9 protein-coding genes are annotated in these 11,972 nt (G+C 38.1%); 4 read left to right on the top strand and 5 right to left on the bottom strand.

Annotated features, from left to right (window positions below; all coding sequences use genetic code 11):
- Positions 1-67: 67 nt before the first annotated feature.
- The 3 genes from H9565_RS08545 to H9565_RS08535 all read left to right on the top strand — a co-directional run bounded on the left by H9565_RS08545 (position 68) and on the right by H9565_RS08535 (position 2,514).
- Complete coding sequence (locus H9565_RS08545) at positions 68-598, top strand: DUF4269 domain-containing protein (RefSeq protein ID WP_215438814.1); 531 nt, start codon at positions 68-70, stop codon at positions 596-598.
- A gap of 419 nt (positions 599-1,017) precedes the next feature.
- Complete coding sequence (locus H9565_RS08540; protein ID WP_215438813.1) at positions 1,018-2,199, top strand: putative Ig domain-containing protein; 1,182 nt, start codon at positions 1,018-1,020, stop codon at positions 2,197-2,199.
- Positions 2,200-2,295: 96 nt separating this feature from the next.
- The gene (locus H9565_RS08535) at positions 2,296-2,514 is read left to right on the top strand and encodes a hypothetical protein (RefSeq protein ID WP_246560433.1); all 219 of its coding nucleotides are present in this window, start codon (positions 2,296-2,298) and stop codon (positions 2,512-2,514) included.
- Positions 2,515-2,898: 384 nt separating this feature from the next.
- Here H9565_RS08535 and H9565_RS08530 read toward each other — a convergent pair whose 3' ends face one another.
- Together H9565_RS08530 and H9565_RS08525 are read right to left on the bottom strand one after the other, a co-directional pair.
- Entirely contained in the window at positions 2,899-4,161 is a 1,263-nt protein-coding gene (locus H9565_RS08530) for a glycoside hydrolase family 117 protein (protein WP_215438811.1), read from the bottom strand.
- A gap of 36 nt (positions 4,162-4,197) precedes the next feature.
- Positions 4,198-6,018: an arylsulfatase gene (locus H9565_RS08525; RefSeq protein WP_246560430.1), complete on the bottom strand. Its 1,821-nt coding sequence runs from the start codon at positions 6,016-6,018 to the stop codon at positions 4,198-4,200.
- Positions 6,019-6,442: 424 nt separating this feature from the next.
- Between H9565_RS08525 and H9565_RS08520 the strand changes: the two genes are divergently transcribed.
- Entirely contained in the window at positions 6,443-7,831 is a 1,389-nt protein-coding gene (locus H9565_RS08520; RefSeq protein ID WP_215438810.1) for a helix-turn-helix domain-containing protein, read from the top strand.
- A 264-nt stretch (positions 7,832-8,095) separates the two neighbouring features.
- Here H9565_RS08520 and H9565_RS08515 read toward each other — a convergent pair whose 3' ends face one another.
- The 3 genes from H9565_RS08515 to H9565_RS08505 all read right to left on the bottom strand — a co-directional run bounded on the left by H9565_RS08515 (position 8,096) and on the right by H9565_RS08505 (position 11,970).
- Entirely contained in the window at positions 8,096-8,674 is a 579-nt protein-coding gene (locus H9565_RS08515) for a collagen-like triple helix repeat-containing protein (protein WP_215438808.1), read from the bottom strand.
- Between the two features lie 313 nt (positions 8,675-8,987).
- Positions 8,988-10,169 (bottom strand): glycoside hydrolase family 5 protein, encoded by a 1,182-nt coding sequence (locus H9565_RS08510; protein ID WP_215438806.1) that lies wholly within the window; start codon positions 10,167-10,169, stop codon positions 8,988-8,990.
- A 211-nt stretch (positions 10,170-10,380) separates the two neighbouring features.
- Entirely contained in the window at positions 10,381-11,970 is a 1,590-nt protein-coding gene (locus H9565_RS08505; protein WP_215438805.1) for a carbohydrate binding domain-containing protein, read from the bottom strand.
- Between the last annotated feature and the right edge of the window lie 2 nt (positions 11,971-11,972).

The raw sequence follows: 11,972 nt of genomic DNA, 5'->3' as shown, positions 1-11,972 counted from the left end.
CCCAAAAAATTGTTTTCGTATATATTCCTTTTCGGTTACAAATCGCCAAAAACATTGATATCCAAAAATGAATATTGATTTTAAGAATATTGAATATTTAAAATCCGGTACGGAAAGACAACAGCTTGCCCATGCCGAAATCATAAAATATAAGGTCTTTGGGAAACTGAAAAAATACAATCCTATTTTAACCGGTACCATTCCCATTGGTATTGATTTACCTATAAGTGATTTGGATATAATTTGTGAGTGTAAAAACCATGCCGAGTTCACAGCATATGTTACGGAGCAATTTTCCCAAGAAAAGGGTTTCAAGACGTATTCTACGGTTCAAAACGGTACCGAATCCACTATTGCAGAATTCAAAACGGAGAATTTTCTATTCGAAATTTTTGGGCAGAACAAAGCTACCGAAAAACAGAACGCTTACCGGCACATGCTTATAGAAAATAAGATTTTACTTGAAAAGGGAGCAGACTTTAGGCAAAAGATAAAAGAATTAAAATCTAAAGGATTAAAGACCGAGCCCGCTTTTGCTCAATTACTAGGCCTAAAAGGCAACCCCTATCTTGAATTATTAAAACTTGAAGGAAAGTAACAGGGCCAGAAGTTGTAGCTGATGCAGAAGTATTATTAGAAAATGCGAACGATAACTTCAAATAGGCCTTAGCACTGTTTTTTCCAAACGGGGGTAACATCATCATCTGTTCTATCATAAACAGTGCTAATGGCCTTCCTAAACATCCGATCCATCACGTATCGTCCGCATATTAAAGAACTTAAACCTTAATTCTATTAGTGAATTCTTTGATTTGCTTACTTCAAAATTACAATATACATGTAGTTATTATCCTACAATTTAGACGAATGCCGTTTATCCGTACTCCAATCTTACATATCTGTAGATGAACCGTTTTATCTTCTAAATTTATTTTAGGTTTGTAGAAAAAGGACAGCTCATATTTATTGAATTCGTTTACTCATAACTTCATCAATTCCTAAACAACATAAAACCCAATGATTAAGACCATACTACCATTTTTTTTCATTATTGCGTTAATGAGCTGTAAATCCTCTACTGAACTAACTAGTTATTTTGGACAAAAATACCCTGGAGCCATTCCTGAAATATTTGCTCCGGACGTTATTTCTGTTAAAAACAGATTTGAGCATGGCATTTCATTTACGCCTAATACCAATGAATTGGCTTTTGGGATTTTGGATAAAACTGGTGTTAGGGGAGAAATCTATTATTCAAAAAAAGATAATAACACATGGTCCGATCCGCAGACTTTTAAGCCACTAGAAAATAGGAGCGTATTTCTACCCTATTTTACGCCAGACGGACAAGCGTTGCTCTACGCTCAAAGCATACCTGACACCAACAACTTATACATTACGAATATTGGGAGCCTTAAAAAGGTGGATAATCATTGGGGACTCCCTGAAAAACTAGAAACCCCAATAAGCTCAGCAAGCAGGGAAGCCAGTGCCAGTATTACTATGGATGGAACCCTTTATTTCTCATCAAATAGAAACTGCCAAGGAAAGGAAAATTGTTTTACTGCAGATTTGTTCTTTTCAAAAATCTTGGACAAAAAGTATCAATCCGTAAGTGAAATAGCCGACCTAAATTCGGCCAATGATGAAGAAAGTGTATTTATCTCCCCTAAAGAAACATACCTTCTTTTTTGCAGATATACTAATGACGAAACTTTTGTAGATTTATATATTAGTTACCGTAACCACAATGGAAATTGGACATCGCCACAAATCCTTGATCCCACTATAAATTCCAAAGATTGGGACCGGAGACCTTTTGTAAGTGCAGATAACAAGTATCTATTCTTTACGCGTTTACAAATTGCCTCAAACAGTTTAGCCGAATCCGACATTTATTGGTCAAACACTTCAAAGGTCTTCCATCCTTTCGTTTACCATCCACTTGACGCCATTACCATACGAAAAGGAGAAAATTTTGAACTACAGCTTCCCCCGGATTATTTTAAAGACATAGATGATACGCAACTGGTTTTGAACACCACGAAGAGTAAATTGAATTGGCTAAATTTTGATAATGAAACCATGACATTATCCGGACGCCCTACCCTAGACGGAGAATTTGAACTGATTTTTACGGCAACCGATAAAGCTTTAAACTCTACTGAAGACAGATTAAAAATAACTGTTACCCAATAATCTTGCTATTAGAAAAAGTTGTACTACCACAGTTAAGTATTTTTTTGTATCTTAAGTTAATAAACACCTGACTACCAGTCATTAATCAATAAAAAAATGGCAACGAACTGGATTTTTGCATTGGCAGTACTTTTTCTGACCACTTTTCTTTTTTGGAAGCTTCTGAGCGCACATTTCAAAAATGAATATGGAGAAAGACTTTGGAAACAATGGGGAACAAGGCTTTATTTTTGGCAGGGTGCCATTTATACTAGTACAGGAGTTACCCTTCTTATACTTTGTGTCTTAAAATGGGCCAATGTTCTAAATTTTTAAAGGAGTAAATTCCCAATTTGGATATGGGGAAAAAGAAAATATAAAATGCGAACGATAGTTTCAACTCGGTCAATTGCTGTTTTTTCAAAAAGGGGGAACGTTTAATATCATTCTATCATAAACAATAAAACTGACCTTTCTCAAACTTCATATCAGACATATATCGTCCGCATTTTAAAGAACTAAAAACCAATAGTGATTAAGCATTTTTTAATTTGCTTACTCCAAAATTACGTCTTCGCTGCTGTTAAAAACCCTCATTTTCGGTCAACTCCGTTTATCTACACATTAATCCCTAAATACCTATAGACGAATGGTTTTTTCGCATAAAAAAAGAGCACTTTTTAAGATGCCCTTTAAAATATATTGTGGAAAACGTTGTAATTAATCCAAACGCTCAGATTGTATACGCTCCATTTGTTTTTTACTTAATCCTTGACGATAATATACATCCGGTTCATGGTTTACCCTATGGTTTTTCATACCGGGATCATCCAGATCTAAACTCAAATCACAGTCAAACCGGACAAGTTTGGAATGAAACTGGTCCTTGCCACCCAAACTGATAAAATGGGCAAGTCCCCACGTAACTCCACGTCCGTCCGTTGTATTCGTGAAAGCATCGGGCACATAAGGCGCTGCAGCATAAGGCATTAATTCTGTAATGGAAGCTATTTCAAAATTTACCCAATCCTCTGCATATTGAATGGTGTTATGCTCCGGCCCATCTTTATACACTAAGGCCGCTACCCCTTTTCTAAATGGAAACAACGATGTTTCATGTCCAGATGTAATTACCGGGTTTAAAGGGTGCTTTGTAAAAGGACCCAGTGGATCATTGGCTATGGCCAGCCCTTGCATACGTACTTTGTCAGGATCACCAAAATCCGATTTGTAATAAATATAGATTTTGTCATCGTGTACCAAAGGGTACGGATCATGAATGGAATATTGGTCCCACTCCCCTTTTTTTCCATTGGGAATAACTATTTTGTTGTACGCTGTCCAAGGGCCATCCGGAGAATCTGCATAGGAAACGGCCACCGGGCAATCATCCCCCCTTTTACCGCTAGCCTCCATAAATCCTTGATAGTATAGGTAGTATTTTCCCTTCCACTCCAAAATATCCGTAGTGGTAACGGAACGCCACCCTACCAAAGGTTTTTCCGGTCTTTCAATAGCAACTCCTTGTTCCTCCCAAGTAATGCCATCCTTGGAAGTAGCGTACCAAATCTCCGCAAGATCCCAATCCGATGATGGAATTGTGTCATTGCTCATATCGGCCCCACGCGGTGGTGTAGAAGTGTTTCTATAAGTGTACCAAACATAATACTTACCATCATGCAAGAGTATTTTTGAGGGGTCTCTTCGTGTAATGGTTCCGTCGTGCCCATTGTAGTCAAACCCCTTAAGTTCAGTATACTTAAATTGACTAAAAAGTTCATTCTTATGGGGTTCGGGAGACTCATAATTCGTGTAAATACGTTCCATGGCAGCACTCATTTGCCTATTGGGCTTCTCCTCTGGCAACTTAAACGGGAAACCTTCTGTTTTCTCTTTTACTTCTTCCACCACCTCTTTATGGGGCTGTTCCTTACATGCGCTCAAAACTAAAAATAGCGACAGGATTGTAATTATGTTTTTCATTGTTCGGTTTGTTTTAAGGTTTAAAAAAATCTTTTATTATTCACCCAAATATTCAATGTAAGTGTAGTATACTCCAAAGGTTTTCCCGTTTTCAATAAAATCGTTCACCAACATTGTCTTCCCTTTCTGAAGGTTTAATATAAAATCTGCACTCTGCATGTCACCTTCAATAGTTTGCTCTCTAATTTGATTGGCAATTTGGATGCGCACCTTCTCCGGATGTATGGCTTTATAGGCATATTGGTTCTTGGGATTTTCCTCTGGAATGCCTAAAATTGGTCCTGGACATTCTTTGGGCCAACGCATACATGATATTTTGTACCTACCTGCTCTTTCTACTTTTATAGGGTGCGTATTGTTACTATTTTTCATTCCCGATGCTACCTGCTCCGGTTTCCAAATACCTCCGTCCTCTCCTATGGCGTGCTGTATGGTTAGTTTTATCTCCTTTTGGCTTTCGTTTCCAACAATACTCACCGGAAATTCCTGATATTCATACCCCGCTTTTGCTTTATCTAAAAAGGATTCGTTACGGGACAGGAGACCATCAACTACCTCTCTGTTTTCTAATGCCACATCCTTATCTTGATGTTTATCCGCCTCAATATTGTAGAGTTCCTTTCCGTTTACCAATCGCCATTTTTCATTAAGAATTGCGGTTTCTTCTTTGTCATGTGGAGTACGCCAATCTTGACGATTATGAACAAAGACCGTTCTACTGCCATCTAGTTTTCCGGTTTTTAGGAGCAAGGGCGAAAAATCGATGCCGTCTAACTTCATACTCTCTGGAATTTGAAGATTACAAAGTCCGGCCAAAGTTGGAATCAAATCTACATGAGCAGTTAATTCATTAAGGTCCTTCCCTCCTTTAACCTTACCATCTTTCCATCTAATAAAGAAAGGAACACGATGACCACCTTCTGTGCGATGTCCTTTTTTTCCTCTAAACCCCTTATTGAAACCTAATTTTCCATCGTTACTTAATCCACCTCCGGAACCGTTATCGGTCATATAGATGAGTATGGTATTATCAGCCAACTTTTTCTCCTTTAAATAAGTTTCTAGCTTCCCAAAATTTTCATCTATATTGGTAATCATACCATAAAATTCGGCCCCAACAATTTTATCTCCCACCAAATGCCGATAAGGAGCCGCATACTTTTCTGCGACTATAAAAGGACTATGGGGAGCGTTCGTAGGTAGATACAGAAAAAATGGAGCGTCTTTATTCTCATCCATAAAGCGCATAGCTTCTTGGAACCATACATCCGTACAATACCCTGAAAACTGCTTGGGCTCATTATTTACGTAATACACGTCATCATTATAGCTATTGCCCCAATAATCGGATAGTTCTCCCACTCCACCGGCTTTATGATGCACGGCTACATCAAAACCGCTGTCCGTGGGTCTTGACGGATAATTATCTCCTAAATGCCACTTACCGAACATGGCCGTTCTATACCCATTGTTCTTAAATACATCGGCCATGGTAATCGCGTTTTCGGCTAAAGCGTCCCTTCCTTTATAAGTTGCCCAGGTACCGTTATTTACCGGATATCTTCCAGTCATTAATGCTGCACGTGTTGGCGTGCACATAGGGCTAACATGAAAGTCTGTCATACGCACCGCCTGCTTATAAAACTTATCTATGTTTGGCGTCTTTATCCAAGGATTTCCATGACAGCCCAAATCTCCAATTCCTTGGTCATCTGTCATTATTAAAATTACATTGGGCGGTTTCTTTTCTTGCGCGAATAAGTTGGTGCCCCATACCGTTAACAAGCACATTAGAAGTAATTGTTTATACCTATTTCCAGACAACTGTAGCGTAATCATATTTAAGTGAAATTTCATTTCCCGTAACATTCTAATGAATTGAATAATCAAACCTCTCAAAACTAACCATAGAAAAGCATAATTGACCAAAAATGTACTGTACAAATATTATACAAGACTAGATTTAAATGCTATTATTGCCATTATCACCCTAATATTTAATATCTTGATTTAACTAAACGAAAAAAATCACAACACACTGTATTACAAACAACTACATATATTATTATTTCTAATTCTTGCTATTGCCACGGGAAATTGCCAAACTAAAAGCACAAAAAATAATATACAAGACAGTGCTTTATACTATACAGATAGATTTGGAAAAGCGTTGGCCAACTCTAATCTATTTCCTACTGAATCCTATGAGGTCCTAGCAAATTCCAAAGCCTATTTTGAAAGGAAAAAGGATACATCCAACTTGGTAAAATGTTTGTTGGCCATGGCAGACATTCAAAAGAAAAAAGGAAAATTCAGTACATCGTTTGACCACTTGTGGCAGGCTAAATATTTAAGTGATCAAGTTTCAAGTAAAGCCCAGAAAGTTCAAACCCGTGTTAATTTAGCCAGATTGTACGATGAGTTCAATATGGACGAGCAATCCGTTTTGTATTTAAAGGAAGCTGTAACAATTGCCAAGAAAATTTATGTTCAAGATTCCACAAAAATAGACGACCTTATTTCTAGTTATATGTATTTGGCCGTACGACAACGAAAGATGGGCAACTACCAAAAAGCACTTCAGTACTTGGATTCTTGTTTTGTTACTCCCTCTATTACCTTGGAAAAAAGTATAGAAATGCCCTTTTGGGATGCTGAAAAGGGGAAAATTATGCAAGAACTGCATCAGTTTAAAAAAGCAAATACATTTTTGCATATTTCCCGAAACCATACGCTTGGAAAAAAACTAAATTATAGACCCAATATCTCTATGTATTTGGGCGATTTAAAAAAGGACCTTGGCCAAAAAGACAGTGCCCTTTTCTTTTACAATGAAAGTCTGGCCTTAAGCCAAGACCAAGGTTTTAGAAATGATTTAGAAGCCGAAGTGTTACGAAAGATATCCGAAATTTATTCTACAAACGGTGATACGCAACTTGCCTACGACTATCTTGTGAAATCTACAAAAAAAGCAGATCAGGTACTACAGGCCAAGAACCAAACCAACAGTGAACTTTTTCAGATAAAGGACACATATTTAAAATCCATTTCGGAAAAAAATGAACAGTTAGAGCAAAAAACACGGACTATTGAAGAAAACAATACCATTCAATTCCGGCTTAAAATTATACTCTTTCTATTGGTTCTTTTAGGTCTTGTTCTGGCTATTGTATTTCAAATGCGCTTAAAACTTAAAAAGACCCTTTTACACAAAAAAGAGGCGGAACTTCAAACAAAACTCATAAAGGAAAGAAGCCATAACGAAATAGAACTTAAAAGTAGGGAGCTAACATCATATGCACTGCAATTGATTGATAAGGATAGTGCGATTGACGAACTTTTAGAGCTACTAAAAACGGAATCTTCACCTAAATACAAATCGCTTTTCAATAAATATAAAAAGGGCTCCAAAGACCTTTGGAACGAATTTAATCTGCAATTTACCCAAGTTAACTCGGCCTTTTATGACAAGCTCAAAACGTTACATCCCAAATTAAGTTCTACCGAGCAGAAACACTGTGCCCTAATCAAACTAAATTTAAGCACCAAAGAAATGGCTAGAATCCTGAACATAGAGCCGCATAGCGTTCACGTTTCACGTTCTAGAATCCGTAAAAAGATGGGGTTGGAACGGTCAGATAATTTGGAGAATTATATTGCGGGTATTTAGTTGTACTTATTAATATCTGTAATTAAGTTTTGGTACTGCAATCGCAAACTAGATAGCTCATGCACCTGTTTTTCTATGAATTCTTACATATAGGTTTTCTAGCTCTTTAGATTGAAGAAAGTGCTCCAACGAATATTAAAACTTTGTTTAACTATATCATTGTTATTATTTTCAATTTAGTCTTGAAACTAGTTGAAAAGATGAACGGACCTATCAAATATTTAGAGTTAAGACCAAAAAAACCGGAGCTTTTGCCCCGGTTCATCAATTCTTAATTTTCTTATTTTTATAGTCTAGACCAAAATGATCCATTACTTCTTCGTAAGACATTTTTTCAAAATTTGAGCGATTCGCTTTTGATGCGCTACTAGCCGGAATGATGACATATCTAAACGCCGTGAAGTAATCAAAAATTACATTGTCACTACCAGTTCTTCTTGCAGAAAAGAAAATACTGCCTATTTGCGCATAGCTAAAATAAAGTCCCTCACCAGTAATATAATGATAAGGTAAACTAAATGCAAGACGGTTTGGATCACCATCATTGCCAAGTCTACCGTACGTAAGAATTTGTGCTCCATCAATTATATCACCCGTAATACTTTCATCAAACACTTCTTGGCTTTGAAAATACGTCTCTGTATCAGAAAATGTTGATGGTATCCAGTCTGACGCAATAACATTGGCATTACCATCTTCTCCTGGCTCACCTTGTACCCCTTGTTCACCTTCAGCACCAGCCTCACCTTGTGCACCGGTCTCACCTGTAAGTCCCATTTCTCCTTCCGGACCTTCCGGACCTTCACAGGATGTAAAAGCGATACCCATTGCTAAAAATAGCATTGTAAATAATTTCATAGTTTTCATAATTCTAAATTTTAACTGGAAAAAAATTTATTGTTTGCCCTTTTGTATGTTTTTAGCTAAAAAAGGTTAACACCTATCAAGAAAAAAATGAAAAATGAAAAAGAGTACTTTACATCCCAGAATCCAATTTGCCTTAAAATTGCAGGACAAATGCTTAATTAATGTTTATAATATTTGATGAAGAAGTTGAAAAAAGTAGGTACTATTGAGAGTTCTTCTAAAGACTGAGCGTGTGACGATAATTCCGAATTAATTGTATTGACCCGTTTGAAGAGACTTTTTCTTATTTTCACTTCGTCTTAGAACTGGAGTTACTGACTGCCTTTACAATCGCATCCGCAATCTCCGGGTAGGTCCACTCCAACGTATTTCTATTAAAAATGGCAAACTCGTCAAGATTTCCATTATCCCACCAAACAGGACAAATACCTCGCTCAATGCATGCTTTCGCATAAAACTCCGCGTGGGCCAAACGGTCTTGTGGATTATTACTAAAAGTAGAACCCCACTCTCCCATTACAACCGCTCTACCTTTCTTTCCAAAAGTATCCTGAACCGTATTCAATTCCTGGGTTAACTCGTTTTTATCAGTTTCTGTACCCCATGTAGGGTCGGTTCCATCTAGACAGAACAAATACGGAAAATAACTGTGAACGGAAACAATTACATTTTCATCTTCATTGGGAACTTTATAGTCACTAAGAGCATTAGGGGTTGTACTGGCGGCATAGGTAGAGACCATGATTTTTCTGGTGGCGTTGTTCCCTCCGGTAGCCCGGATCGCATCTACACTTACCTGGTGATATTGGTTTACGGCATCACGCCCCTCTGCAGTACCTCCATTCCATTCCTCGGGGCTCTCCTCTAGACGGGGTTCATTCAACGTTTCAAAAATTACATAATCTCCGTAGGCCATAAATCTATTGGCTATCTGAGTCCACACCTTGGTGAGCTGGTCTTTAACCGCTGGGACCTTTTCATAAGTGGGTATAATCCATGCTTCATCGTGATGAATATTTAAGATAACGTACATGCCATTATCTAATGCATAATTTGCAATTTCCTCCACTTTATCCATCCACTCCTCTTCTATAATATAGTCTGGAGCAGGCCCCATATGAAACCTCCACGTGACGGGCAATCGTAAGGTTTTAAAGCCTTTTTTGGCAATCTCATCAATCATTGCCTTTGTGGTGATAGGATTTCCCCAAGCCGTTTCATCCTCATTTTCGGTATCCATAGCGTTACCAAGATTCCATCCGGCACCCATATCCGTAACAAATTCCTGCGCGGTTATTTCACGCATATCACCATCCTCCTCTGTCTCATCTGGTATTTCCGTTTCAACAGTATCGGTCGTATTATCCACATCTTTGCTATTATCATTTTCATCCTTATTATTTTGGGCACATCCAAAAAAACTACCCAAAGTAATGCTGAGAACTATGCATACTAGTACTGTATTTTTCATCTGATTTTAATTTTAAAGTGAATTGTACTTGGTTTTAACAAACCTAAAAGCGTTTGACCTTCTGTAAACAGAATACTTAAATAAGGCACGAAACGAAAGGACAAAGCCGGTTGATTATGAAAAAAAACCGGCCCTACCTCTGTAATTATTGACTAACTAAACAACTCAACTCTGTCAAAAAATTACCTTAACTAACTACTAAACTAATAAACTACAACTTTTCCAATTTTACATATTGCACCATAACACCATTGGTCTGGTTTCCGATGTCCAATAAAACACGACCTCCATTTGTGGTCTCTTGTCCCATTACAAATTCTTTCTCATAGGTTTGGTATTCCGTATCTCCTGCCAACCAAATGCCGCCTCCACCATCATACGCTTGCCAGCCATCTCTACCGGTGCCATCCCCAACAGAAAGTGAAAACCAAAAATCTCCTTGTCCTGGATAAGCTTTTACAATAACCGAAAGCTTATACTTAGCTCCGTTCTCAAGTATTATTGAAGGCTTGAACAATTGTACATCCCAAGGGTTAGCGCCTACAACAATATCAGTTGCAACAAGCAGATTATCTTCTGCAAAGAAGTTTACAGAACCGCCCCCATTTTGATTGGCCGCCCAACCATCTTCACCTGCTGAAAAATCAGATTCATAAATAGTCTCTGACCCTAAGGATATAGAAACGGTATCCAGTAAATCCGGATAGGAAACTACAATTTCACTGGTGCCTTCAGTATAAACTTCTCCTTGTGCGGGAGTGGACACGATGCCATAGATATCAAAATCTTCGCTTGCTACAATAAGGTCTTCTTTTCCATTGATGGATAATCTAAGAGTCAATCCTTTAAGGTCTATTGTCTCCCCATCTGCATAAAGTGTTTTTTCCGGTTTTGTTTCCATAACCATACCCGTAATATCCAGCATATTTACCGTAATAGGAACGGCAACGGAAACTCCGGAAGAATGTGCAATCTGAACTTCGGTATCCGTAGCTTTCAATTTAGTTTCGTTTGTAGGAGTTGCCATGAGTTCAAAAGCCTCAAACTCTTCAAAAGGAACTACTACCTCTAGACCACCGGTCATTTCATAAGTTATAACAGCGCCCTCTAGATCCAACCGCTCCCCTATCTCATATTCACTTTTAATAGGCGGTGTAGTAACCGAGCCGCTTAAAGGAGCAAAAGGCAATACCTGAATTTCCTGTGCAACCTTAGCGTTCGTAGAAGCATAAGTAACGGTAATTTCTGCATTGTCTACGGATAAAACATCCCCGTTCATTGGAGCTACTAGTATATCCGTATCAAAATCGGCAAAAGCGACATCCGATTTGGTGCCGTCCTCCTTAACTAGTGTAACCACCATGGCGCTCAAGTCCAATTTTTGGCCATTCACATAGTTCTCGGTAGCCTTGTTCTTTACTTCTAAAGCCACCACATTATTGGTTACACTAATAGCCTGAATCAACCCCGTTCCAGATTCCCCAACGGAAATGGTTATTTGTTGGTGAGAAAAATCCAGTACCGTACCATTGGCGGGGTCCGTACTAATGTTTTCCGAACCAAAAGAAGCAAACGGAACATCTACAACACTCCCGTCTTTATCCATAGAAATAACAATACCGGAAAGGTCCAACGCCTCTCCAAGTACATATGCCACTTTGGGCAAGGTTTTCATACGTACCGTGGACCCATCGGCCACCTCAGCATCGTCATCACTATTACAGGAAGAAAATATGAAAACCGTTAATGCCATTAACAGTAATACTATTCTGTTCTGTGCAAAATTTAGAATATATTTCATTT

Source organism: Zobellia russellii (assembly GCF_018728565.1).
GTDB classification, from domain to species: domain Bacteria; phylum Bacteroidota; class Bacteroidia; order Flavobacteriales; family Flavobacteriaceae; genus Zobellia; species Zobellia russellii.
Note: the sequence above shows the minus strand (reverse complement) of the source record. Positions and strands in the feature narration are given on the sequence as shown.